This is a genomic window from Marinobacter sp. HL-58 (assembly GCF_001314605.1).
In the GTDB taxonomy this organism is placed as follows: domain Bacteria; phylum Pseudomonadota; class Gammaproteobacteria; order Pseudomonadales; family Oleiphilaceae; genus Marinobacter.
In genome coordinates this window covers 464,601-489,872 of the sequence record NZ_LIHP01000004.1, presented here as the reverse complement: position 1 = coordinate 489,872, position 25,272 = coordinate 464,601, and the positions used below count along the sequence as shown (strand labels likewise).

General features: G+C 58.9%; 21 protein-coding genes and 1 tRNA gene. 10 read left to right on the top strand and 12 right to left on the bottom strand.

Annotated elements, in window-relative coordinates; all coding sequences use genetic code 11:
• Positions 1-5: 5 nt before the first annotated feature.
• The 3 genes from zipA to HLUCCO03_RS05965 all read left to right on the top strand — a co-directional run bounded on the left by zipA (position 6) and on the right by HLUCCO03_RS05965 (position 5,975).
• Entirely contained in the window at positions 6-1,055 is a 1,050-nt protein-coding gene (gene zipA / locus HLUCCO03_RS05975; RefSeq protein ID WP_027831876.1) for a cell division protein ZipA, read from the top strand.
• Positions 1,052-3,085 (top strand): NAD-dependent DNA ligase LigA, encoded by a 2,034-nt coding sequence (gene ligA / locus HLUCCO03_RS05970; protein WP_027831877.1) that lies wholly within the window; start codon positions 1,052-1,054, stop codon positions 3,083-3,085. Before zipA ends, ligA begins: the two co-directional genes overlap by 4 nt.
• Before the next feature lie 145 nt (positions 3,086-3,230).
• Positions 3,231-5,975 carry a hypothetical protein gene (locus HLUCCO03_RS05965; protein ID WP_027831878.1) on the top strand — a complete coding sequence of 915 codons (2,745 nt, stop codon included), beginning with the start codon at positions 3,231-3,233 and terminating at the stop codon, positions 5,973-5,975.
• Between the two features lie 14 nt (positions 5,976-5,989).
• Here HLUCCO03_RS05965 and HLUCCO03_RS05960 read toward each other — a convergent pair whose 3' ends face one another.
• From HLUCCO03_RS05960 to HLUCCO03_RS05950, 3 genes are read right to left on the bottom strand one after another with little or no spacing between them, the layout of a single operon-like run.
• Positions 5,990-6,622, bottom strand: coding sequence for a CBS domain-containing protein (locus tag HLUCCO03_RS05960; RefSeq protein ID WP_027831879.1), 633 nt, complete (start codon positions 6,620-6,622; stop codon positions 5,990-5,992).
• Between the two features lie 60 nt (positions 6,623-6,682).
• Positions 6,683-8,599: a bifunctional tRNA (5-methylaminomethyl-2-thiouridine)(34)-methyltransferase MnmD/FAD-dependent 5-carboxymethylaminomethyl-2-thiouridine(34) oxidoreductase MnmC gene (gene mnmC, locus HLUCCO03_RS05955; RefSeq protein WP_155939921.1), complete on the bottom strand. Its 1,917-nt coding sequence runs from the start codon at positions 8,597-8,599 to the stop codon at positions 6,683-6,685.
• A 20-nt stretch (positions 8,600-8,619) separates the two neighbouring features.
• Complete coding sequence (locus tag HLUCCO03_RS05950; protein WP_292016633.1) at positions 8,620-9,177, bottom strand: peptidylprolyl isomerase; 558 nt, start codon at positions 9,175-9,177, stop codon at positions 8,620-8,622.
• Between the two features lie 280 nt (positions 9,178-9,457).
• Here HLUCCO03_RS05950 and HLUCCO03_RS05945 point away from each other — a divergent pair, with 280 nt between their 5' ends.
• Positions 9,458-10,177, top strand: a complete 720-nt coding sequence (locus HLUCCO03_RS05945) for a pilus assembly protein PilB (RefSeq protein WP_027831882.1) — start codon at positions 9,458-9,460, stop codon at positions 10,175-10,177.
• Between the two features lie 28 nt (positions 10,178-10,205).
• Here the strand turns inward: HLUCCO03_RS05945 and HLUCCO03_RS05940 are convergent, their stop codons facing one another.
• The 3 genes from HLUCCO03_RS05940 to flgA form a co-directional block, all read right to left on the bottom strand.
• Positions 10,206-10,676 carry a flagella synthesis protein FlgN gene (locus HLUCCO03_RS05940; RefSeq protein WP_027831883.1) on the bottom strand — a complete coding sequence of 157 codons (471 nt, stop codon included), beginning with the start codon at positions 10,674-10,676 and terminating at the stop codon, positions 10,206-10,208.
• Positions 10,677-10,683: 7 nt separating this feature from the next.
• Positions 10,684-11,010 (bottom strand): flagellar biosynthesis anti-sigma factor FlgM, encoded by a 327-nt coding sequence (flgM, locus tag HLUCCO03_RS05935; RefSeq protein WP_027831884.1) that lies wholly within the window; start codon positions 11,008-11,010, stop codon positions 10,684-10,686.
• 182 nt (positions 11,011-11,192) lie between these two features.
• Positions 11,193-11,897 carry a flagellar basal body P-ring formation chaperone FlgA gene (gene flgA / locus HLUCCO03_RS05930; RefSeq protein ID WP_027831885.1) on the bottom strand — a complete coding sequence of 235 codons (705 nt, stop codon included), beginning with the start codon at positions 11,895-11,897 and terminating at the stop codon, positions 11,193-11,195.
• Positions 11,898-12,096: 199 nt separating this feature from the next.
• Between flgA and HLUCCO03_RS05925 the strand changes: the two genes are divergently transcribed.
• The 3 genes from HLUCCO03_RS05925 to HLUCCO03_RS05915 are packed head-to-tail and all read left to right on the top strand — an operon-like array spanning position 12,097 to position 15,093.
• A complete protein-coding gene (locus HLUCCO03_RS05925; protein WP_027831886.1) occupies positions 12,097-13,029 on the top strand; it encodes a chemotaxis protein CheV in 933 nt (310 codons plus the stop codon).
• A 39-nt stretch (positions 13,030-13,068) separates the two neighbouring features.
• Complete coding sequence (locus HLUCCO03_RS05920; protein ID WP_027831887.1) at positions 13,069-13,896, top strand: protein-glutamate O-methyltransferase CheR; 828 nt, start codon at positions 13,069-13,071, stop codon at positions 13,894-13,896.
• A gap of 9 nt (positions 13,897-13,905) precedes the next feature.
• A complete protein-coding gene (locus HLUCCO03_RS05915) occupies positions 13,906-15,093 on the top strand; it encodes an MFS transporter (protein WP_027831888.1) in 1,188 nt (395 codons plus the stop codon).
• Between the two features lie 50 nt (positions 15,094-15,143).
• Here the strand turns inward: HLUCCO03_RS05915 and HLUCCO03_RS05910 are convergent, their stop codons facing one another.
• Entirely contained in the window at positions 15,144-16,550 is a 1,407-nt protein-coding gene (locus tag HLUCCO03_RS05910) for a sodium-dependent transporter (RefSeq protein WP_027831889.1), read from the bottom strand.
• Positions 16,551-16,609: 59 nt separating this feature from the next.
• Complete coding sequence (locus tag HLUCCO03_RS05905; RefSeq protein ID WP_027831890.1) at positions 16,610-17,671, bottom strand: Glu/Leu/Phe/Val dehydrogenase; 1,062 nt, start codon at positions 17,669-17,671, stop codon at positions 16,610-16,612.
• A gap of 529 nt (positions 17,672-18,200) precedes the next feature.
• Between HLUCCO03_RS05905 and HLUCCO03_RS05900 the strand changes: the two genes are divergently transcribed.
• Entirely contained in the window at positions 18,201-18,728 is a 528-nt protein-coding gene (locus HLUCCO03_RS05900) for a lipocalin family protein (RefSeq protein ID WP_027831891.1), read from the top strand.
• A 20-nt stretch (positions 18,729-18,748) separates the two neighbouring features.
• On the opposite strand, the gene HLUCCO03_RS05895 is transcribed toward HLUCCO03_RS05900, so the two are convergent.
• The 3 genes from HLUCCO03_RS05895 to HLUCCO03_RS05885 form a co-directional block, all read right to left on the bottom strand.
• Positions 18,749-19,399: a cupin domain-containing protein gene (locus HLUCCO03_RS05895; RefSeq protein WP_027831892.1), complete on the bottom strand. Its 651-nt coding sequence runs from the start codon at positions 19,397-19,399 to the stop codon at positions 18,749-18,751.
• Between the two features lie 77 nt (positions 19,400-19,476).
• Positions 19,477-20,007, bottom strand: a complete 531-nt coding sequence (locus HLUCCO03_RS05890) for an isochorismatase family protein (protein WP_027831893.1) — start codon at positions 20,005-20,007, stop codon at positions 19,477-19,479.
• An 83-nt stretch (positions 20,008-20,090) separates the two neighbouring features.
• Positions 20,091-23,369 (bottom strand): carboxyl transferase domain-containing protein, encoded by a 3,279-nt coding sequence (locus tag HLUCCO03_RS05885; RefSeq protein WP_027831894.1) that lies wholly within the window; start codon positions 23,367-23,369, stop codon positions 20,091-20,093.
• A 160-nt stretch (positions 23,370-23,529) separates the two neighbouring features.
• Between HLUCCO03_RS05885 and HLUCCO03_RS05880 the strand changes: the two genes are divergently transcribed.
• Both HLUCCO03_RS05880 and HLUCCO03_RS05875 read left to right on the top strand, forming a co-directional pair.
• Positions 23,530-23,736, top strand: coding sequence for a DUF2905 domain-containing protein (locus HLUCCO03_RS05880; protein ID WP_027831895.1), 207 nt, complete (start codon positions 23,530-23,532; stop codon positions 23,734-23,736).
• A gap of 127 nt (positions 23,737-23,863) precedes the next feature.
• Positions 23,864-23,954, top strand: a tRNA-Ser gene (locus HLUCCO03_RS05875).
• Between the two features lie 225 nt (positions 23,955-24,179).
• Here HLUCCO03_RS05875 and HLUCCO03_RS05870 read toward each other — a convergent pair.
• Positions 24,180-25,196: a sensor domain-containing diguanylate cyclase gene (locus HLUCCO03_RS05870; protein ID WP_027831896.1), complete on the bottom strand. Its 1,017-nt coding sequence runs from the start codon at positions 25,194-25,196 to the stop codon at positions 24,180-24,182.
• Positions 25,197-25,272: the final 76 nt, after the last annotated feature.

The following is a 25,272-nucleotide window of genomic DNA, read 5'->3' as shown; positions in this document are numbered from 1 at the left end:
CCATTATGTCTCTTAGGGAATGGTTAATTGCCATCGGTACCCTGGTTATTCTCGGTATTGTCATTGATGGCCTGCGCCGCATGAGGCGCGCCCGCAAGGAATCGATCGCAATTTCCTCAGGCATGGGGGCGGATGACCTTGACGATTCCCCACTGGACAAGGAATACAATCCCGAACTCCCCAACGGCGGGGCCCGGACCATCTCCCGCGATACTCTGGAAGAGCGTGGTTATGTAAAACCGGAGAAAAGCCGCTTCGCAAGGCCGAACCCCAAACCAACCCGCCCGGTGGTCACCAGTTCCAGAGAGGAGAAGCCGGAGTCACCGGTTGCTCCAGATGTTGCTCCAGATGATGATATACCGGAGGATTTCGCAGCCAGCAAAACGGACGACAGTTCCTTGGATGCCGATACCGGATGGGGTGCGGTAGACGAAGACGACGGCATTGCGGGAGAGCCCCGGGTTGTCAGCAGAAAGGAGCCGGATGAATCCCCCGTTGAGGATGAAGTGCCCGAGGATGTGGTACCTCCGATGGTAACCTCGGAAGTAGAAGAAGACACTGCCCGGCGGGATCAGCCTGCCCGGAAATCCGGTCAGCCTCTGGCCGGTGCCAACCGCCCGGAAGCACGGGAGGTGGTGGTCATCAACGTGCTGGCAAAAGCCGATGAGAATTTCACCGGGCCCCGGCTGAAAGCCCTGTTTGAGGCCTGTGGCCTCGAACACGGTGACATGGACATCTACCACCGCCACGAGCAGGCGGATACCACCAGCCCTGTCCAGTTCAGTGTTGCCAGCGCGGTGGAGCCGGGCACCTTCAAGCCTGAAGACATGCCAGAGCTTTCCACCCCGGGCATCAGCTTCTTCATGAGCCTGCCGGGGCCAACCAATTCCATGCAGGCGTTCGAATTCATGCTGGAGACCGCCCAGTGCGTGGTAAAGAATCTCGGTGGCGAGCTGAAGGACGAGCGGCGTAGCGTGATGACGCCACAGACCATCGAACACTGCCGCCAGCGCATTCGCGAATTTGAACGCAAGCAACGATCCCCCAGAAAATGACCAAAGCCACCCCCGACGTCATCAGCCGGGCCGGAGAACTCCGGGATATCCTTACCGAGCATAACTATCAGTACTATGTTCTGGATGATCCCCGGATACCGGACGCGGAATACGACCGCCTGTTCCGCGAACTCCAGGATCTGGAAGCAAAGTACCCGGAGATTGTAACGCCGGATTCCCCCACACGCCGGGTTGGCGCCCAGGGCGAAACCACCTTTGAAGAGGTGGCGCACCGCATTCCGATGCTGTCCCTTGATAACGCCTTCAGCGAAGAGGAATTGCGGGATTTCGACCGCCGGGTCAAGGACCGCCTGAAAACCACGGACGACATCGAGTACGTCTGCGAGCCCAAGCTGGACGGCCTGGCGGTCAGCCTGCATTACGAAGCCGGCATTCTCACCCGGGCAGCCACCCGGGGCGACGGTTATACCGGCGAAGACATTACCGCCAATATCCGTACCATACCGTCGGTACCCCTGAAGCTGCGGGGGGATTCAGTGCCGGATCTTGTTGAGGTGCGGGGAGAGGTTTACATGCCTCTCAAGGGATTTGAATCACTGAACAAGAGGCTGGCTGACCGGGGCGAGAAAACCTTTGTGAATCCCCGCAACGCAGCGGCAGGCAGCCTGCGCCAGAAGAAACCCTCGGTAACAGCGCGGCGCCCACTGGAAATGTGTGCCTACAGTGTTGCCCTGGAAGATGAGAGCCAGTTGCCGGCAACGCACTGGGACGGCCTGCAGCAGGTCCGTAACTGGGGCTTCCGGATCAACCCGGAGATGCGCCTTGCCACCGGGGTTGAGGCCTGCCTGAAGGCCTATGACGAGCTGATGGAAAAACGGGCAAGCCTGCCCTATGAAATCGACGGGATTGTGTTCAAGGTCAACAGCCTGGCGCTGCAACAGCAACTGGGCTTTGTATCCCGCGCTCCCCGGTGGGCCATAGCCCACAAGTTTCCGGCCCAGGAAGAGCTCACGGTGATCGAAGACGTTGAATTCCAGGTGGGGCGCACCGGTGCGATCACACCGGTTGCGCGCCTCAAGCCGGTGTTTGTGGGTGGTGTTACCGTCAGCAATGCCACGCTCCATAACATGGATGAGATTCGGCGCCTGGATGCACGTATCGGCGATACCGTATTCGTCCGCAGGGCCGGTGATGTGATTCCCCAAGTGGTGAAGGTGGTCACCGAGCGGCGGCCGGACAATGCCCGGGTAGTGGAACTCCCTGAAACCTGCCCCGTATGCCAGTCGGATATCGTCCAGATTGAAGGGGAAGCCGTGGCGCGCTGTTCCGGCGGGCTCTTCTGCCCGGCCCAGCGCAAAGAGGCCATCCGCCATTACGCTTCCCGCAAGGCCCTGGATATTGAGGGCCTGGGCGACAAATGGATCGATATTCTGGTGGAGCGGGAACTGGTCAGGACGGTTGCCGACCTTTACCTGCTGAAAAAGTCCGACCTGACGGGCCTGGAACGGATGGGGGAAAAATCAGCCGAAAACCTGATCAAAGCCATCGACCGCTCCCGTCACCCGGTACTGTGGAAGTTTGTCTATGCGCTGGGAATTCGGGAGGTCGGTGAAGCCACTGCCAAGGCACTGGCCAGCCACTTCGGAACCCTGGAGGCCATCAGTGAGGCCGACGAAGAGGCCCTGCAGTCGGTTCCGGACGTTGGGCCCATCGTTGCCGGCCACATTCGCAGTTTCTTCGACCAGCCCCACAACCAGGAGACCATACAGGCCCTCCGGGATGCCGGGGTACAGTGGCAGAGCGAGGAAATCACCGCAGAAGAGAAGCCCCTGAAAGGGGAGACCTGGGTGCTGACAGGCAGCTTGTCCGGCATGACCCGGGATGAGGCCAAGGCCAGGCTCGAAGCCCTTGGTGCCAAAGTCGCCGGCAGTGTTTCCGGCAAGACGTCCTGTGTGGTCGCCGGTGAGGCGGCTGGCTCCAAACTCGCCAAGGCGGAGAAACTCGGTGTACCGGTGATGGATGAGAAAGCGTTCACCGGGTTCCTGGCAGCCCATAACACCCAAAGCTGAAGCCACGGCAACCGTTATCATCGGGCCGTGGTCAGAATCTGAGAACTCGCGCAGATCCCGCATCCGTGAAATTGATTACCATGAGATTGTTCTGTAACGGTGTGTAAAGCACCCATAAAAACAATGCTCTGAAACGGACTTTTTCATGCGCGCCGATTCGTTACCCCGCTTTCTCCTCCGGGCCGGATGCCTGGCCCTGTTGTCCCTGGTGATTGTTGCTGCCGGCGGTTGTAAAACCGAACGGGATGCGGATGACCCGACCATTCTTGGTGTACCACCGACGGATGCCTATCTGGGGGTTGAGTACTCTTATAACTTCGGCGCCTTCGACAGTGATGACATTCTCGATTATTCCCTGACCAACGCACCGTCCTGGCTGGCCCTTGAAGATATCAGCAACAAGGCCCGGCAGGGCGTCATCATGCGTGGTGTCCCGGGCCTGACAGGCGGCCGCCGCGGGCGGGATGATCTTGGCACCACAGAGAACATCAACCTGGTTGCCAATGACGGCCGCGCTTCCGGAGCCCAGCCGTTCGAAATAGAAGTTCAGGAGAATGTTCTCAGCCTGGCCGTGGAGGATTTTACCGAAGGCGAGGCGGCGGACGCGCCCGAGGAAAGGGATAATCGTTGCGAAGTGCCGGAGCTGGAAGAAACCGGCCGTCATACCTATGAGGCAAATGTCTACGCGGATGATGGCACTGTCAGTAAAACCGAAGAGCGCACCAGGGATACCTATCCGGTTCTGGTTCGGGTTCTTCTGGACCAGCCTTCGGTGACCCGGGTGGCGGTGGCATTCGAGCTTGATTCGAGTTTTGACCCCGAACGTTGTGACGAGGGTTTTGATGATCCGCACCAGCGTTGCGACAACAGTGCCGCCAACGATAACGAAGCCATCATCGGCCAGGATATTGTGGGCCTGGGCTCAGGTAGCGAAGATGATCTGCCCGTGCCTTCCTATCTCGAATACCAGCCGGACGACGACGGAATCCTCTCGCGGGGTGTCATCACCCTGGAGCCGGGCATCACCGAATGTTACATAAGGCTGGAAGTGATTGAAGATACCGAGGCCGAGCCACTGGAGACCCTGGCCATGAGGCTTACCGAGGTACGCTCGGGGCTCGCGGGGCTGGGAAGCTCCAATTCCGGGGTCAGGGAAATGTTGCGGATTCAGGATAATGAGCCTTCCGTACGTCTTGAAACTCTGGCCGGCGGCACCCGCGACGCCCTGAATGTGGGGGGCACCCGGGAATACGCGGCTCTGATCAGCGGGGAACGGGACGACACCTATAAGGTTAAACTGGGCGAGGATGATGATTCCCAGGCCATTCTGGGGGAGGATTTCTTTGTTGAAGTCCGTAACAGTGACGGTGACTGGGAAGATAACGACGTTCTGGAATTCGACGATGGCACCGATGAGGTCCGTTTCCGTATTCGTATACCGGACAGCTATAGCAACAGTCTTGAGGAAGACAGGTTTATCCTGCTGGGCCTCGATGAACGCTACCAGTCCGGGCGCGAGAATTTCGCAGCGTCGGCAGATGCGGACAAGCTTCGCGTCAATATCAACGAGCTGACATCAGCTCTTGAGGTAGGCGTGGACAGCGGATTTGTTCCCACGGATACGGCCATCGGGCACAACGGCCGGCTATTCGTGGCGGGTTACCGTGCTGATGATGGAGACCGCCCCTGGGTCCGTATCTACAACCAGAAAGGCGAGCTGGTGGAGCAACAGCTCTCGGATGCTTCCGTGAGCCTGGATGCGACGCCGGTCATCGGTTTTGCGGAGCGTGAGGTGGAAGAGGGTGGTGATGATGTCACCCGTTATGAATTCGTGGTGTCGTTCGGCAGCGATCAGACCGCATCGGGTGACCCCGGCGGCAACGGGATTGATGTGCACACCTTGCTGTACTTCTTTGACACCGCGGAGGACCCGGACAGTTATGTTCAGGTATGGGAAACGGTTGTGGGCACTTCCGGTGATGATGTCCCCAGGTGGACCGGCATCGATTCCGACAGCGGCTTTGTCGTCAACGCAGGCGAGACCAGCGGCCAGTGGCCTGATGAATCTGCAGCGGGGTATGTCGACAGTTTTCTCCAGCGAATCGATACCGTGGTGGACGGTGACTCGATGACTCCGAAAGTGGCCTGGACCCGCCAGGTTGGATCGGCAGGCGACAGTGAGTCTGTGGTCGGGGGCAGCACTGAAACCAGCAGCCCGTTGCTGATTGGAAGCTCCGCCGGGCAGGTCAGGGGGGAGCCCAATAACGGTGGTACGGATGCGTTCTTCTTCGTTGCCAGCAGTTCCGATAGCGATATCAATGTCAATCAGCGTGGTACTGAAGGCAATGAGACATTGTCCGACGGCATCTACGGTAATAACAACGTGTGGCTGCTCGGCAACAGTGACGGCGAATATCGGGTGAGCTCAGACGACGGCGAGCGCGCACTGGAACGCAGCCAGCTGGATAGCCAGGCGGGATTCCTGCTTTCCTACACGGCTGTCGGCGACGTAACCCGCGGATTTACCCTCAATGACAGAGACGACAACTCAACAGAAGTGCTCAAGGCGGTCACCGACTACGACGGGGACGTGTTGGTGGCGGGAAGGACAGACGGTAACTTTGCTGCCAGTGATGGTAACTCGCAGGTTCAGCCAATTCTTGCCCGCATACACCTCCGCGAAAGTACCGGGGAAGATGATGATGAGGACGAGACAGACGAGAGCCGGGAATGGCGAAAGCAGTTGTCGCTCGGTAGCGACAACGCCGAGATCATCCGCCTTGAAAACTACCGGAACGACGAGATTGTTGCCCTGGTGAAAGTATCCGGTACCACGTCAGACCGTTGGGAGGTGCGATTGTTTACCGGTGAGGGACGGCCCCTGCACTGAGCGGGGCGGCAATCCTATACGCTGCCTTCATGCCGTCCTGCGCTGGCATAGAGGCGCACGTAGTCCGTGCTGGTCACGATTCCGACAGGGTGGCCGGTTTCGTCGATAACCAGCGCAGCATTGAGCTGATGGGCCAGCATAAGCCTGGCGAGTTGATGCGCATCGGTCTCCGGAGACGCGGTAAGAAACGCCGGCAACTCGATATTCACGAAACTGGCCTCCGGTGTATTGGCGCTGGTTTCATGGAGCCAGGCCAGTAACCATCGCAGGTCCACCAGCCCGGCAACATTGCCTTCCGCAGAAATGACTATGTGATTAACGCCATTGTCTTCCATGGTATCCAGCGCATCAGCAACCGTGGCATTGGCGGGCAGGGAGAACAGCGCCGGTGTGCATATCTGCGATACCGGAAGATAGGCCCGCCGCTCCTTGGGTTCCCCTGCTGCCGCTGCACCATATTCTTCAAGCGCACGATGCCGCCCTGACCGGGCCGCCTGCTGGAACTCCGCGTCAGTGGCCTCGCTGTGGCTGACATCAATTCGATGGGATTCCGTCAGTTCTGATACGTCGCCCACGCGGCGGCCGCGGAATACTTCCGGCAGGCGCGTACCGACCGGTCGGCCGGGTTCACTGACATGAATGGACATAATGCTTTGCTCCGGTAATAACAGGACCTTTTCAGGTTATCGGCCGGATATTGGATAACTTCAGGCGCCAATAGTTTCCGACCGAGGGGCTTCCTGTCTATGGCAGCGACGGGTCGCCACCCGCCTGGCCAGAGAAGCCGGCAGACACTGTGGCTGGTTCGTGATGCGATCCGCCAGGTATTCCGCCAGCAGGGGGGCGTAACTCAGCCCTTTGCTGCCCAGCCCGGTAAACAGATCGATACCTTCCAGGGCGCAGCCGGCCTGGTCCGTCAGGGGGCCGGCAACCGGTTGGTAGTCGTGGGTGGTGCAGCGAAAACCGACTTTTCCTTCCAGCCGGGCCGGGTCAATCCCGCCCGTCGGGCTGCTGAGCGCCGAGGGGGCCATGGAAGACAGCATCGAGAGGTTTTCCTGATGGCTCTGGGCAGACAGTGCCGGAGAGTGATCATGCAGATCAAATGTGGCACCGGTCAGCGCTATACCTTGGTGGGCGGGGTTGATATATCCGGGCCCGCAGAGAACCACGGACGGGTTGTTGAGCGAGTACTCTGGCAAGTGGGAAACCTGGCCGCGAATGGTCCGGAGGCGGAATTCGCTGCGTAGGGGAATCAGGCCCGGGGTCAGATGGCCGGCGCAGATGACCACACGGTCAGCGATCACATTCGACTCACCATTGCCTGCGATATGCCATTTGCCATTACAGGGTGTGAGCCGGTGTACATCAAAACCGAAGCGGCGGTGTATGCGCGGGTGATCGACATGGCTTCGGCAGAGCATGCCGGGCTCCAGCCAGCCACTGCCCGGAAACCAGAGGCCACCGCTTTGCAGCGGAATGCCGGCCAGCCGGGAGGCTTCAGCGGCATCCACGGCACGGAGTATGGCTTCAGGGTAGTCGTTACGAGCGATAAAGCGGGCCTGCCGGTCTGCCTCTGCGTCACTGCAGGCCAGCTGGATGAGACCGGTAGGGTGCCAGTAGCGTCCGCCGGCCCGGGCGTAATAGCGTTGGCTGAACAGTAATGAGCTCAGGCCAAGTTTCGCCTGGTCGTTGAACTCAACGCCCAGTTTCACGTACAGGGCGCCTTGTAGATTCCCCGAGGCTGCGGTTCCGGCCTCCGGCTCCTTGTCGATCAGTGTCACCTCCAGCCCGCGCTCGGCCAGATTACGGGCTAACAGGCTACCGGCAATACCGGCACCAATGATGGCAATGGACCGGGGGGCTTCCGGAGTGTTGCCGCCGACCTGCTCTGGTGTTGTGGGGAGCTCGCCGGCCAGCATCTCCAGTTTGCGCCCGAAACCGGGGGTCTTGCGCATGGTAAAACCGGCTTTCGTCAGCAGTCTCCGAACTTCCCCGACAGCGGTGAACGTTGCCATGGTGGTTCCGGGGCCGCTGTGGTGCCTGAGGGCCGTGATTGCGGCCTCTTCCCACATGCCGGGATTCCTGGCAGGCGCAAAACCATCCAGGAACCAGGCATCGGCCCGGAAGTCCAGTTCCCGCCAGGCTTCAAGGACATCGCCAAAGTACAGTGTCAACCGTACGCGCCCTCCGGCGAAAATCAGGCGGTGGGCTCCCTGCACCGGTGGTGGATAGCATTCAAGCAACCGGGAAGCATACTGGCCAAGTTCCGGCCAAAGGGAAAGGGCCTGGCGGAGATCTTCCCGGGTAAGGGGATAACGCTCGGCGGAAACAAAATGCAGGCACGCTTGGTCGCCGGGGTTTGACGCTTCCCAGGTTTGCCATGCAGCAAGGAAATTCAGCCCGCTCCCGAACCCCGTTTCGGCGATGACAAAGCTGCCACCGGCGGGGACCCTGGAAAATCGTTCAGCCAGGTTGTTGTGGTTGACAAACACATGCCGGGATTCTTCCAGACCATCATCACGGCTGAAATAGACATCGTCAAAGCGGGTGGAACAGGGAACACCGTCACGCCACTCAATGACGGCCGTTTCAATGGAGGGTGATCTGGTGATGTCCGTTGTCACTGTGTGCTGCCACTCTGTTGCTACTGTGTGTCGGTGTCGGCCTTCCTGAGGGAAACACTGCGAATGACGATGGGCTCTTGTGGCACATCGGCCATACCACCGGACTGACCGGTTTTTTTGCCGGCGATGGCGTCCACGACACCCATACCGCCGCTGACCTTGCCGAATACGGCATAGCCGGGCCCGCGAACACCGGCATCCAGAAAGCCGTTGTCCGCCAGGTTAATGAAGAACTGGGACGTGGCGGAGTCAGGCGCACTGGTGCGGGCCATGGCAATGGTGCCCCGCAGGTTCTTGGCGGTGGGCTTTGCTTCGTTACGGACCGGATCCCGGGTCTGTTTCTGGTTCAGGGCGTCATCGAATCCGCCGCCCTGGATCATGAATCCGGGGATAACGCGGTGAAAGATGGTGCCTTCGTAGAACCCGTTTTCCACGTAGGTGAGGAAGTTTTCCACGGTTTCCGGTGCAATGTCGGGGCGCAGAGTAACCTCGATCACCCCTTCGCTGGTTTCGATGATCACCTGTGGCAACTCATTGGAGCGCTCCCGGGCAGCCAGGGAAGAGGCGACGCCGAGCATCAGGGTTACACAGAGAACGATCTGCATCACATATCGAAACGGTTTAACGGGATTTGTCATTCTATACTGGCTCACGTTGATAACTCCGGAGTGGCTTGCTGCCATACTCTGATGACCTCGGCCTGAGGCCGGATATTAGCAGATATTGGCGGCGAGGTCGGCCGGATTCCATGTGCAGTTAATGGGGATCAACTACCCTTTTTACCACATCAGGGGAGCTGATGTGTTCAGACCGGGCCAGGTTGTACGGCAATCACAGAGATTACAGTGGAGGCAAATCGTGAAAATCCGTCAGGGTTTCGAAGAAAAATCCCGCCTTGGCCGGTTGCTGATCAACCGGGGTTACCTTTCCGAGAGCCAGCTTGATGAGGGCCTGCGCCTGCAGCAGGAAACAGGGCAGCGCCTGGGTGAAGTGTTTGTCCAGTGCGGGTGGATTACCGAGCGGGAGCTTCACCGGGTTCTCCGGCATCAATCCCGTTATCGCAATGCCGCGGCCCTGGTAACCATGGCAGTTCTGCCGTTTCAGCCGTTGGTAAGCTTCGCGGCGGGGAACAGTGCCAGCGACTCAAGGGACCTTTCGGAGGCGGGCCAGCTCTACGAGCGTTCCGGTTTCGCACCGATGAATGACGAAGAACTGGCCGGCGTTTCGGGGCAGGGGGATCAGACCCTGGTGGACCGGATTGCCCATGTATCCGCCATGAACGGGGATGCCGAGCCTGACGTTATCGAGGGTCTCAAGCTGACCACCAATATTTTTGTGCCTGTGCTGAATTTCCTGGATTCGGATCTGACCATTGCAGGAGTGCACTATGCAGACAATGAGCCTCGTTATGAAGTGCTGGCAGATGGAGGCGTCAGGATGGCGTTTCCCGAGCGGATCGAACAGATCCGGATGGACAATATCAGGGTGAGTGGCAGCCAGGGGCCGTCCATGGGCAACGTTACCATCGATAACATCCGTTTCCATCCTGACTCACAGATGACCATCTACACCCGCTGATATTGCGGGTGTAGCTCAGGTTACGGTCTTACGCGCTGGCAAGAATGGTGCTGTGGGACACGGCTTTCTGTTCTCCCTGGGCACCATAGAGTTTCTGGTGTCCGGCAACACCACGGAAGATATCGGTCAGGCGGGAGAGGCGTTTCTGGAGATGGCTGATCACTCTGCCATTGGTCTGGTTCATTTCCTGGCAGTGCCGCAGGCGCTGGTCGGCTTGCTCCCAGAGTGCCAGCAGCTCAGGCAGACCGGCACTGCGTATAAAGCGGGAAGGGTCGCCGCTGTCAGGGCGAAAGCCCATGGCAACCAGTAACCGGATTTTCCGTTTTGCACTCTCGCGAATCTGTTCCAGCAACCGGTTTTTTTCGCCGGTCAACGTTTCGAGCTTGCGGATGTCAGAGCTGGAAAGGCAGGTTTTTTCCTGGTTCAGAAGGTCCGCCAGTGTGTCCAGCTGGCGGATATCCCCGGCAAGAAGATCTTTCAGTTCATCAATTGCGGCCATGATTTACTCACCCGAAAATGCTTTCATCCATTTCAAGCATTTTCTGGGCCAGCTTCTCGGCGTCGATCTTGTAGGAACCATTTTCCAGGGCCGTCCGGATCTGCTCAATGCGCTCGTCGTCCATCTCCGGGTAGTTGCCCAGCTTCTGTTCAAGCTGCTTCAGGTCTTTGGCCTGGCTGCTCAGGTTAACATTCTCACCCCGGGCACTTTGCGCCTGGGTTTTCGCCTGCTCCCCTGCGGAAGGCTGGGTATTCTGTGTACCGGAAGACTTGTCGGCCGTGGTTTTCTGGGTGTTGACCTGGCCTGGGCCTATTCCATTAAAGTCAACTGACATAACGTTACCTGCTTAGCTGATCGTCCGCATTGGGCGGCTCCACGAGTTTCATACCTGTCTATCGGCATGGCTTTACATTTCTTTAGCAAATTTTTACATGGCGGAGATTACAAGTCAGTCATTTGTCCCGGTGGCGGCAAAGCCTTGCCGGCAGGCGGCCAGAGAATGCCCGGTTGCGGGCATTACATGGGAATCTCGACATGGCCAGGTGCTGTCACCCGGGCGCGAACGGTTCGGGACGATGACAGGTTCTCCACCAGAACCTGTTCCCCGATGCCTCCGCTGGCCAGGGCCTTGCCCCGGGAGTTAACGGAAAAATTGCCGCTGCGGGCGCTGATAATAACATGATCTCCCCGTTCTATTGCGGCGGGTGTCAGTAGCAGATCAGGAGTGAATACGGTGCCGGCGTTAACACCCCGCCGCATTTCCATGCCGATCAACTGGTCTTCACTGGTGATTGCCCCGCGCCGGGTGGAGTTGACCACCACCGAGTCGGTTTTCACCGCACTTTCCGTCAGCCTTTCGCCCCTGCCGAGGGTGCGGGCGGCTACCATGGCGTCTCCGGTAATGGTGACAGACACCGGCAGGAACATTCGCCAGGGCCGGCCTCCCTTGCAGGAAACCAGGAGTGACGGTTGCGTGGTTTTCCAGGGGTCTCCACTGAACGACACGTCCAGCGGGTTATCACAGGTGGCCAGGGACAGGCGGGCGTCCAGTTTGCCGATATCATGCATCACGGAAAACCCCTCCAGGGCCTGTTCCTCGGCGAAGGTATCCAGAAACTCTCCGGCGGCGCTGTATATCTGTTCCGCCGTGGTTTTGGCGGCCACGGCAGTGCCTGCGAGGGTAGACATTAGCAGTGCAATAACGAAATTGGTAATGCGCATACGCCGCAGTTTGTCCTATGCTGTCAATAAGTCGGGCAAGGCCCCGTTATTCGGGAAATTCCTAAGGATTTCCCAATCCGGCCGTTAAGCTCAACCAGAGAGTCAATAAACCGGCATATTTACCGTGCCGGATTGCGCCTGACACGAACGCAGCAAGATGCGTGCCGGCAGCAGGTTGTTCCGAGCAGGAGAAGAGACGATGGCAGGGGTATTGGACAGTGTAAATCAGCGCACCCAGCTGGTGGGGCAGAACCGTCTGGAGCTCCTGCTGTTCCGGCTTCGTGGGCAGCAGGTTTATGGCATCAACGTGTTCAAGGTCAAGGAAGTGCTTCAGTGCCCCAAGCTGTCTTCCATACCGAAGAGCCGTTCCATGGTGTGCGGCGTGGCGCACATTCGCGGAGAAACCATACCGATCATTGATCTCGCCATGTCGATACGGCTCCCGGGTATTCCCCGGGAAGAGATGGCAAACTGCTTTGTGATCATCACTGAATACAACCGTAAGACCCAGGGATTCCTGGTCGGCGGTGTTGACCGCATCGTGAACATGAACTGGGAAGACATACTGCCGCCGCCCAAGGGTACAGGGAAGGACATTTACCTGACTGCGGTAACCCGCATTGATGACCGGATTGTCGAGATCATTGATGTGGAGAAAATCCTCTCCGAAGTGTCACCACTGGAACAGGACGTGGGGGAGGAGGTGCGCTCCCGGAGTGCAGAGCGGGCACCGGGCCATCTGCCGGTACTGGTGGTGGATGATTCTGCGGTTGCGCGTCGGCAGATTGAACGGTGCCTGATCGCCATAGGCATGGAGGTGGTAACCCGGAACGATGGCAAACAGGCCTACGATTACCTCAGGGAAATCACCGCGGATGGCTCCCGTGCCGCTGATCATCTGTCGCTGATCATATCCGATGTCGAAATGCCCGAGATGGATGGGTACACTCTTGTCACCCGATGCAAAAATGATCCTGCCATCCGGGACGTGTACATCATGCTGCATACTTCGCTCAGTGGCGTGTTCAACAAGGCCATGGTGCAGAAAGTAGGCGCAGACGATTTCATGGCCAAATTCAGTCCTGATGAGCTGGCGGAACGGGTCATGGAGATAATCGACCGCGAGCAGTGACATTGCTGTTGCTTCCGACTCACCCGATACTGAGATCTGATGAAAGCTGAAATAACGCCACAGGAATACGAGGCCTTCAAAACATTCCTGCAGGATGCGTGTGGCATTTTGCTTGGGGACAACAAGCAGTACCTGGTCAAAAGCCGCCTGCGCCGGATCATGGAAGAAAACAAGCTGAGTACGCTGGATGACCTGCTGAAGCGGGTGAAGCATTCCGGCCGCAGCAGCCTGAAAGAGGTGGTGATCGACGCGATGACCACCAATGAGACGTTGTGGTTCCGGGACAACCACCCGTTCCGGATTCTCCAGGAAAAACTGCTGCCTGAATTCGGCGACAGGAAGAACACCCAGTCGTTGCGTATCTGGTCCGCGGCCTGCTCCACGGGCCAGGAACCCTATTCAGTGGCGATGATCATCGAGGAGTTCCGTCGGCAACGCCCAGGCAAACTCAGGGACGTGAAGATCACAGCCACCGATATTTCCAAGAGTGTGCTGGAAGTTGCCCGCCGGGGCGAATACGAGATGATTGCCATCGGCCGGGGCCTGTCTCCGGAACGGCAAAAGCAGTTCTTTACCCCCGCCATGAACGGCAGCTGGCAGATCCGGCCGCAGATCAAGAGCATGGTGGAGTTCCGGGAACTGAACCTGCTTGAACGCTACATGCTCGGCAAGTTTGATATCGTGCTGTGCCGTAACGTGCTGATCTACTTCTCGGCAGAGCTCAAAAAGGACATTCTGACCCGCATCCATGCCACCCTCAATCCCGGCGGCTACCTGATACTGGGCGCGTCGGAATCGCTCAACGGGCTGCCACACCTCTATGAGATGGTGCAGTGCCACCCCGGGATCATCTACAGGAAGAAATAGGTCCTCCCCATGCCACTCAATGTCTGGATACTGGTTGCCGCCCAGGCGCTTGCCATGTGTACGGCGCCTTTTATCGTTTTCATTGGCAGTATTCACGGGCGCCTGCTGGCGCCTTTGCCGGAACTGGCCACATTGCCGGTAGGGCTTGTGGTGGTGGGCACGGTTCTGGCCATCAAACCGGCTACCTGGCTGATGGAGCGCATGGGGCGCAAGCCGGTCATGCTGCTGGGGACCCTTGCCGGATCGTCGGCGGGCATGCTCGGGGCGCTGGCAGCCTGGACCGCCAGTTTTCCGTTATTGTGCGCCGCTGCCGTTATCGGTGGAACCGGGCTGGCAGTGGTGCATCAGTACCGTTTTGCGGCCATGGAGTCGGTGTCTCCCGACATGGCCGGATCCGCCGCTGCCAGAGTACTCCTGGGTGGGCTGGTGGCGGCGTGGCTCGGGCCTGAAATAGCACTGGCCGGTGGTGGCTCGGAGGCAGCCTATCCCTTTTTGGGCGGATGGCTCGCCCTGGGTGTGGTCCAGCTCCTTGCCATGGTGGTTCTTGCGGTTGGGTATCGCGCCAGTGGCGAGCGGGTGCGGGAAGCCGTTGCCGGTGGTGGGCGCTCCTTGCGCAGCATCCTGCGCCAGCCAGTGATCTGGGTCGCCATCAGTGCCGCGGCCATTGGTTATGCAATCATGAGTTTTATCATGACGGCAACGCCCCTGAGCATGACGGAAGTGGCCAGTCATCCACTGGAAGACGCCAAGCGGGTTATCCAGATCCACATCATGGCCATGTACCTGCCATCGCTGGTCAGCGGCTGGCTGATTCGGGTTGTGGGTATTCCGCGCATGATGGGTCTGGGTTTGCTCGCCTATCTTGGTTGCGTGGCACTGGCATTCAGTGGCATCACGTTCCACCACTACCTGTTTGCGCTGATACTGCTGGGTATTGGCTGGAATTTCCTGTTTGTCGGCGGCACCACGTTGCTGCCACAGGGTTACCGGGATGAAGAGCGTTTCCGGGTACAGGGCCTGAATGATCTGATGGTGTTCGGCTCCCAGGCAACGGCTGCTCTGAGTGCCGGCGCGGTGCTGGCGGCTCTCAACTGGACGGGGTTGTTGCTTGTTGCCGTGCCATTCCTGATCCTGCATGGCGTACTGATGGCGGTCTGGCTCATGAGCCGCAAATCGCAGTCCGCGTTGGCGGATTAACCGGCGGGGGGCCGCAGGCACTCTTCGGGAATGCCTGCGGCTCTCAGGAATCAGGCCAGGTTATAGACGAATACAATTGCCACGGCGATCGGTGTGAAATAGCGCAGCACACGATACCAGGCGGTGAAGGCCGCCGGCGACATTGACAGCTCTTCTTCCAGCGCCTTGCGGGACAGGAACCAGCCCACGAAGACAGATACCAGCAGCCCGCCAAGTGGCAGAAGAATATTGGCGGTCAGGTAATCCAGCAGATCGAAGATGGTTTTACCTTCGAAGATGGTGAACATGCCCAGTGGCGCCACATCCGCCCACAAGTTCAGGGACAGGATCGAAGCGATACCCAGCAACCAGCAGGCAATGCCCGCCCCCAGGGTGCTCAGGGTGCGGTTCATGCCTTTCTGTTCCTCCAGCCATTCCACCAGCGGCTCCAGCAGTGAAATCCCGGAGGTCCAGGCGGCAAAGATCAGCAACACGAAGAACAGCGTGCCGAACAGGCTGCCCATGGGCATCTGGCCGAAGGCCAGCGGCAGGGTCTGGAATATCAGGCCAGGGCCCGCACCCGGTTCAAGGCCATTGGCAAACACAATCGGGAATATTGCCAGGCCGGCGAGCAAGGCCACCACGGTGTCCATCAGGGAAACGGCGACGGAGGTTTTGGCGATGGAGATGTTTTTCGGCAGGTAAGAGCCGTAGGCCATCATGATGCCCATGCCCAGGCTGAGTGTAAAAAACGCATGCCCCAGGGCCACGAGTACACCGGAGGTGGTGAGTTTCGAGAAATCAGGCTGGAACAGGAAGCTGACGGCCTGCCCGAAATGGCCGCTGGTCATGGCATAGCCCACCACGATCAACAGCAGGACAAACAAGGCCGGCATCAGGATACTCACGGCGCGCTCAAGTCCCGAACGAACGCCCCGCGCAACCACAACCATCACCAGGGCCATGAACAGGGTGTGCCAGAGCAGCAGTTTCATCGGGTCACCCAGCAGCCCGGAGAAGATCGCGCCGATAGACTCGGCACTCTGGCCTGCCAGCTGCCCGGTGGCGGCCGTGCCCACGTAGGAAATGGCCCAGCCACCGATCACCGAATAGAACGACAGGATCAGGAAGCCCGCCAATACGCTGATTGCGGCTACCCAGCGCCATGCCGGTTTCAGGCCCTCCTGTCGGGTAATCGCCCGCATGCTGTTGACGGGGCTGAGGCCGCCACGACGGCCGATCAGGACCTCCGCCATCATGATCGGAAGCCCGACAGCCGCGATGCACAGCAGGTACACCAGCACGAAGGCGCCGCCGCCGTTCTCACCGGTGATGTAGGGGAATTTCCAGATATTGCCAAGGCCTACTGCAGAACCCGTGGCGGCAAGGATAAACGCCAGCCGAGAGGACCACAGGCCCCGGGCGTTGGCAACCCTGTCCATGGCTCCGCCAGCGGCGGTTGAAGAAGCATTGCTCATTGTATTCTCCTGTTTACTGTTTTTGTTTTCGGGGAGTGATGGCAGCACGAGGGCTGCCATCAACGGGGTATGTGCCGGAACCGCTCCTCTGCCAGTTGATCGGCGATCTGCCCGGTGGGCAGTCCGTCACGGGCTGAACGCTGGAAAATTTCCTCCAGGGTCTGGCCGATGGTGTTCACATGCTGCCGCACGGCTTCAGGATCAGGCCCGGTACGTTCATAAAAGACATCAATAATCCCGCCGGCATTAATGACGAAATCCGGCGCGTAGAGAACGCCATGTTTCCACAACACTTCGTCGTGAGCCGGACTGGCAAGCTGATTGTTGGCGGCACCGGCGACGATGGGGGCCTGGAGCCTCGCAATGGACGCATCATTCAGGACGGCACCCATGGCGCAGGGCGCAACCACGTCCACCGGCAGGAACAGGATGTCTTCGGCGCTGGCGGGTGTCGCACCAAACTCAGCCACGGCCCGGTCCATCTGGTCCTGGTGGATGTCATACACCCAGAGTTCCGCGCCGGCTTCCCTGAGATGCCGGGCCAGCCGGTAGCCAACATTCCCAATGCCCTGAACGGCGACTTTCAGCCCTTCCAGGTCGCTGCGGCCAAGCTTGTGTTTCACCGCTGCCTGAATGCCCACGAAGGTTCCCCAGGCAGTGGCCGGGGAGGGATCACCATTGCTGGGTTTGCCATCAAAACCGGGTCGATCCCGGATGCCGGCCACATGGGTGGTCTGGCGGCCCATGATCTTCAGGTCAGCGACACTGGTGCCGGAGTCCTCCGCGGCAATGTAGAGCCCGCCCAGTTGTTCCAGAAAGCGCCCCATGGATTCCAGCAGTGCCTCGGTTTTATGCTCCCGGGAGTCGCCGATGATCACTGACTTGCCGCCACCCAGGTCAAGGTTGGCCAGGGCGGACTTGTAGGTCATGCCCCGGGACAGCCGAAGCACGTCCCGGAGCGCTTCTTCGTCGCTGGCGTAGGGAAACATCCGGCAGCCACCAAGAGCCGGGCCACGGGAGGTGTTGTGAACGGCAATAATGGCCCGCAGCCCGGTTTCCGGGTCGCAGCAGAATGTCAGGTGTTCATGATGGTCGAATTCAGGATGTGTAAATACAGTCATGGTTCGGGTTCCTGTTAACGCGCTTGTATAGGGATCCGCCCTTATTCCGGTAGCCTGGGCTATGTGAGGGGCAAAGCCGGAATCGAAGGTTAAACGGGCGACGAATTGATCAGATACCGGGCAGCGGCGATCGCTCCGGGACGGAACGTCGTAAAACATCTGGCCGGGGTGACCGCAACACAGGAACGGACTGTTTCAGGGAGAGCGTTGACAGGCGTTGCAGAGTACGGGCACAGAGGCCCATTATCAGGGACTGATATGGCAGTGACATACTGAAATCCTCTTCCACCAGGCCGGATCACGGCTTTCGTGGTCGTTTTGTTGTTGTGCCCCGGCGGGTTGGCCGGCTGGCTTGATTCCATTTTGTGAGGCCCTTTTGGGGCCCGACGGAAAAAAGACTAGATAGCTTTTACACCATCGTCAATGGTCCGGAATCACTCATTTTTTTACCGAATCTGAAAAACTGAATGCATACAAACAGATAGCTCTACTTTACGTAAACGTAAATTTATTCGTCAGGACTCCATCTATGGCTATTGCAAAAACTCTGATCATTTCCATTGTCATCCTGATGGCAGGTTGCACCGGTGTGCCCGAAGGTATTGATCCTGTGAGCGACCTGAACGCAGAGCGTTACCAGGGCACCTGGTACGAAATCGCCCGCCTGGATCATTCCTTCGAAGAGGGCCTCTCCAACGTCACTGCCGAGTACACGGTGCAGGATGACGGCAGCATCCGGGTGATAAACCGGGGTTATTCGGAAGAAGACGGGCAATGGGAAGAAGCCGAGGGGCGTGCGGTTTTTGTCAACGACGAGCCTGAAGGCCACCTGAAGGTATCCTTTTTCGGGCCTTTCTACGCATCTTATGTGGTTTTCGAACTTGATGAGGACTACCGGTACGTTTACATCACCGGTTACGACCGGGATTACCTGTGGTTCCTTTCCAGATCACCCACGGTGGACGACGATGCCCTTGCTGAGTTCAAGGAATTGGCCGAAGAGAAGGGCTTCGACCTTGATGAGCTGATTGTTGTTGATCAGAGCCGCAACCGGTAAAGCGCGAGGCCACGCCTTCCTCAGAAGGGCAGGTGGCCTGTTTTTACCCAGATGATGGTTTCCTCATCCACGAAGGGATGGTGCTGGCTCATATGGGGGCTGCGCATCCAGGTGCCGGCGGGATAGCGCCCGTTTTCATCGCAGAACTCGCCGGAAAGTACCAGTATCTCCTCCCCGCCGAAGTGCCGGTGGGGCTGGAACTTCTCTTTCTCAGGCCATTTCACCAGTGCCACATGCTCATGCTCGAACTCATGCAGTGGCATGACTTCCAGGCCACCGATGCCCGGCAACCAGCCAGCGGTGTTGGTGTCAATGCGCACAGTGGCGGTGTCGCGTTGATCAAACTGGTGAAGCTTTACAAACAGCACACAGCCTTCCTTGCTGAATGGGGCATGGCCGCTGCCTGGCGGGTTGCGCAGGTAGGTGCCTTTGCCGTAATCACCGGTCTCATCGGAGAAGACGCCTTCGAGAACCAGAATCTCCTCCCCGAGGGGATGTTCATGGCGGCTGAAACTGGCTCCGGGTTCGTAGCGGACAATGCTGGTGGCGTGGCCACGTTCGGCTTCCTCCCGCGCCAGGGGCTTGCGCAGAACGCCGCCTGACGGGCTGGGAACCCATTCCTGTTCAGGGGTATGGATGACCACCTTTTTGCTGAAGTCCATGTTGAGCATGAAAATCTCCGGTCAGGTAATGCGGCAACTGTGTACGTTGACCGTACGGTGTTGGATGGGTCCGGTGGTGCGAACCGTTACCTGATCAGTCTCTGGACCTCCCGGAACGCAGAATGTTCACAATGCTGCATCCACTCGAAGGCAACCATCTCCACCGTCACAATCGTGGCTCCGGCCTGCTGCAGGCGCTCCAGGGCGGCGTCCCGGTCATTATCGTGGCGGGAACCGGTTGCGTTCTCCACCACCCAGACGCCGAAGCCGGCGGCCAGAAGCGACAGCGCGGTCTGCAACATGCAGACGTGGGCTTCGCAGCCACCGATAATGACCTGATTGCGATCATTCGGAATGGCCTCCACCAGGCCACCGCCACAGGCGTCAAAATGAATCTTGGTCACTGTCTGGTCTGCCAGCGTTGCTACCTCGTCGTCATTGTGGCCCAGTTTCTCGGGGATCTGTTCGGTCGCAATCACGGGCACATTCAGCAGTTTGGCAATCCGGGCAAGCCGGACGCTTTCAGCCAGTACCGAATCGCCATGATTGATGGCCGGCATCAGCTTTTTCTGCAGGTCCACCAATACCAGTGTTGATTGTTCGGCATTCATCAGCATAACGGTTTCCTCCTCATGGCTGCCGGGGCAGGGCCTTTGCCCCAGTATTGCATAAACCCGTCAGCCCTGGCTGCCGTTGGTGGCTACCAGGTGTCGACCATCGGGCGACCGCCGCTGCGCAGGGATTCGGGATCAACCGACGCCAGACCCCGGATCAGCCAGTCACGGGTTTCGGCAGGATCAATGACCGCATCAATCTCCAGGAAGCTGGTCATGCTCACGCCTTTGCCACGCTCGTAAAGCTGGCCCACCAGTTTATCGAACAGGGCCTTGCGTTCATCCTGATTTTCCACCGCCGCGAGTTCCTTTGCGAAGCCCAGACGAACCGCACCTTCCAGCCCCATGGCCCCGAATTCACTGGATGGCCAGCCAATGGTAAACATGGGGGCGTGGAAGCTGCCTGCCGCCATGGCCTGGGCCCCAAGGCCGTAGCCCTTGCGCAGAACCACCGTGAAGAAGGGTACGGAAATGCTTGCACCGGTTACGAACATGCGGGAGACATGGCGCACGGTGGCCTGCTTCTCGGCCTCCGGGCCCACCATGAAGCCCGGTGTGTCACAGAGTGAGAGCAGCGGTAGACCGTGGGCATCACACAGCTGCATGAAGCGCGCGGCCTTGTCTGCCGCGGCTGCATCAATGGCGCCGCCCAGGTGCATGGGATTATTGGCGATCAACCCGAAGGCTTTGCCCCGGATACGTACCAGGGCGGTAATCATGCCGGGGGCGAACTGTTTGCGAAGTTCGATGACCGATCCCCGGTCGGCCAGGGCATCAATCACTTCGCGGATATCGTAGACGCGCAGGCGGTTTTCCGGTATCAGATGCCGCAGCAGGCGCTGGTCCCCGGTTTCACCGGCAGGCAGATCCCCCTGGAAGCAGGCGAGGTACTTCCGCGCGATACCAGTGGCTTCTGCTTCGTCCCGGGCGACAATATCCACCACGCCATTGTGGCTCTGAACAGACACCGGCCCGACTTCTTCCGGCATGAATCTGCCAAGCCCGCCGCCTTCAATCATCGCCGGCCCGGCCATGCCGATGGTGGCGTTCGCGGTGGCAATGATCACATCACAACATCCCAGCAGGGCCGCGTTGCCGGCAAAACAGCGCCCGGAGGCAATGCCCACCAGGGGCACCTTGCCACTAAGGCGGGCCATACGCAGAAAGGTGGTGCAATCAAGCCCCGCAACACCAACCCAGTCCACATCACCAGGGCGGCCCCCTCCGCCTTCGGTGAAAAACACCAGCGGCAGTCGCTGCTTCTCGGCCAGCTCCAGCATGCGGTCGGTTTTCTTGTGATTCATGACGCCCTGGGTGCCGGCAAATACCGTGTAGTCGTAGCTCATGGCCATGCAGCGGGCGGCTTCCGGGCTGAAGTACTCGCCGTTCACGGTGCCGATTCCCGCAACCAGTCCATCCGCGGGGCTCAGGTCCCGCAACTCTTCCGGGCTGCGGCGAGTGCGCTGGGCTGCCAGGGCCAGGGCCCCGTATTCCCGGAAGCTGCCGTCATCCAGCAGGTCCGCCAGATTCTCCCGGGCCGTGCGCTGCCCGGTCTTGCGCCGTTTTGCCACCGCATCGGGCCGGCTGTCGTCACCAAGCTGCTTGTGAAGATCCAGCACCTGCTGGAGGTCCGCACGGATGTGCTCGATATCAACAGACTCTTCGGTATCGACTTCACCGGCTGAAACGGCGGTGGGCTCGATAAACATCAGCGGATGCTGTTCGCCGATGGTGTCGCCGGGGCTGGCGGTGATGGAAATCACGTGCCCGCTGGCTCCGGCCTTGATGACAAACTCCATCTTCATGGCTTCAAGAACGGCCACCGGTTGGCCCTCGACCACCGCCTGGCCGGGCTCCACATCGATACTGACCACAACACCCCGTGCCGGAGAGGTAATCGGCTCAGCCCCATCCGGGCCCTCCGGCGTCGTATCTTCGGAGCTTTCTGTGGTTGCCGTCTCGCTGAAATACAGGTTCGGATGCAGGGCAGGGTCGTCCGGCACGAGTTCCTTGATGTGGGTATCGATGAACCGGGTTGACACGTCGTTCGCCTGCACCCGGGGATGCCTGAGCAGGTTCTGGAGGAAAGCGATGTTGCTGGGAACACCTTCCAGCCGGAATTCACACAGTGCCCGGTAGGCCCGGCGGAGCAGGGCGGGGAAATCGCCCTCGGCGTGCACCACCAGTTTGGCCAGCAGGGAATCGAAGGCGGGGCTGGTGGTGTAGCCACTGTAACCGTAACCGTCCACCCGGACGCCCGGGCCGGAGGGTGGTTCGTAGGTGTCTATCCTGCCACCGGCGGGCCTGGTGCTGCCGTCCTTTGCCATGGTTTCCAGATTGATGCGAAGTTGCATGGCCCGGCCCCTGGGTTCCGGCGCGCTGGCAAGCCCCAGATCCACCAGGGACATGCCCGCGGCCACACGAATCTGCAGCTGCACCAGGTCCAGCCCGGTGATGGCTTCGGTTATCGTATGTTCGACCTGTAGTCGGGGATTGGCCTCCATGAACACATACTGGCCCGTCTTCGTATCCACCAGGAACTCAATGGTACAAAGCCCGCGATAACCGACAGCGCAGGCGAGCATCCCGGCATCCGCCAGAAGCCGGCTTCTCAGTTCCGGGTCCAGGTCTGGCGCGGGAGCCACTTCCACCACCTTCTGGTTCCGTCGCTGCAGTGTGCACTCACGCTCCCACAGGTGGGTTGCAGTGCTGCCATCGCCGATAATCTGAACCTCGATATGCCGGGCATCGGAAATCAGTTGCTCGATATAGAGATCACCGTTACCGAATGCTGCGGAGGCTTCCGACCGACAGCGGTGAAAGGCCGATTCAAGCTCGTCCACTGACTTGACCGGCCTCATGCCCCGGCCTCCGCCACCGGCAATGGCCTTGAGCATAACCTGACCGTGCTCCCCCAGAGACTCCATGAACACCCGCGCAGAGGCCAGGCTGGTAGGCTCGTTGGTACCGTGAATCAGGGGCACGCCGTGCTTCCTGGCCATCTGGCGGGCACTGGCCTTGTCTCCGAAAACATCCAGCGCTGCCGCAGAGGGGCCGATAAAGTAGATACCCGCCGTTTCACAAAGGCGCGCAAATTCCGCACTCTCACTCAGGAAACCGTATCCCGGGTGAATGGCGTCGCAACCGTATTCCTTTGCGATGCGGACCAGCTGTTCCCCATCCAGGTAAGCGGCTGCCCCGGATTTGTCCAGCGCCGCTGCAGCGTCTGCCTTGCGAACATGAAGCGATTGGCTGTCATCCCGGGCAAAGACCGCAACGGTCGGTATATCAAGCTCCGAGGCGGCACGGGCAACACGGATAGCAATCTCGCCACGATTGGCGATCAGCAGGCGTTGGAAAGGCATGGATCGGGGTATCCTCTTCGGGAATGTTGTTCTTCGTATTGATATCCTTGGTGGACACAATAGCCTAGACCGCCGGAGCCGGGGGTTGAAGTGATCTTTACTAATCACCGAATATCAATGGCATTAATGGCTCAACCCATTCAGTTTCACCGGAGCTCCTATGTCACGCTGGCTGATCATCGCAGGCATTGCACTGGTAGTCCTGGGTCTGCTGGTCCACTTCGCACCCTGGCTGTTCCAGTGGTTCGGCAAACTGCCCGGGGACATCAACATCCGCTCTGACAAGAGCCAGGTGTTCATACCCATCACGTCCATGATTCTGGTCAGCATCCTGCTGACGATCGTTCTGAACCTGTTCAATCGTTAGGCTTCAAAGTCTTTCAGGAAAGGGATTTAAAAATTGGAGTTGCCAAACCCGGATAAAACCATTAGAGTTTGCGCCCTCAAATGAGCGACGACGTTGCTGATTTGGAACAGTTTATTGAAAAGTTTTTGGAGAGGTGGCCGAGTGGCTGAAGGCGCACGCCTGGAAAGTGTGTATACGTTAATAGCGTATCGAGGGTTCGAATCCCTCCCTCTCCGCCAATAACAAACCCCAGCAGAATTGCTGGGGTTTTTTATTGGCTGATTGGCAGGGTAAGAAGAACCCTCGCGGGTTCGACCGAAGCCTGCAAAGCAGGCTGAGGAACGTCGGAGCAAAGCGACGACGGCCCCGAAGGGGTGAGGGCCGAAGGCCCGAATAATCCCTCCCTCTCCGCCAATAACAAACCCCAGCAGAAATGCTGAGGTTTTTTACTGGCCTATTGCTTCTCAGGCCTCTTGCGCCGTTCGCAATCGCCTTTCTTGCTTGATGGCATACATTTCCTCGTCGGCTTGTCTCAGCATGTCGTCCGGGTTTTCCACCCCTGGTTCTGAAGTCACAACCCCCACGCTCGCCCCGGCGTAGTTGATTGTAGTGGTTCCCAGATTGAACGTCCCCCTGGTGAGCTCCTCAAGCCGTTTCCGGATGGCGGTTCGGCCGGCTTTATGGTCGCCGGCGCAGGCGCCACCGAATACAACAAACTCATCACCACCGATTCGTGCAACCAGATCGCCTTCCTGGATTCCGCTTTTAAGGGACCTTGCCATCTCGATAAGAAAACGGTCACCGGCGTCGTGCCCATGCTCGTCATTGATAGCCTTGAAGCCATCCAGATCAATAAACGCCAGATGTACGGCATTGTCGGTTCGCCTTGCATTGGCCAATGACCTTTTAAGCTCGGCCTCCATTGCGCGCCTGTTGGGAATGCCGGTCAGTGGATCGGTCAGGGCATACTGGGTCAGGGTAATATGTTCCCGCCTGAGGGTTGCCAGCAACTGATCCCTTTCCAGTTGCCGGGCAATGAGCTTGCCGAAGAGGGACAACAGGCGGCGTGCGTGATCCGACACCCTGATTTTATCCCGGCTCGCACCGCAAAGGGTGCCATACAACTCGTTCTCACCAATGCAGACCGGTTCGCTGATGTAGGTTCTCAGCCCAAGGGCTCTGGCCGCTTCGGAGTCTCCCCAGTCGGCGCTGACATTGTCCGAGTACATCTGTCCTTCATCGAGTGCGCGTTTGCAAAGCGTGTCTCCCCACGGAACCGTCAGGCCTTCGGGGATATCGAGTTGTTTGCTGTTGCGGGAGAAGATAATCCGCTGAACGCCCTCATCCTGATCGACGGATGTGAGGTAGGTGGACTCAAGCCCCGTAACGGCTTCCAGGAGTTCAAGCAGCGACCGGACCAGTGATCCGAGATCCTGCTCTTCAGTGACAGTGACAGCGAGTTTGTCCAGAATGTTGTTCATGTGGATCACCGATTACCACTCGAAGAAAAGCGCAGTTACGCTGGCCCGGGCCTGAATGAATTTCTGAATCCCGGTT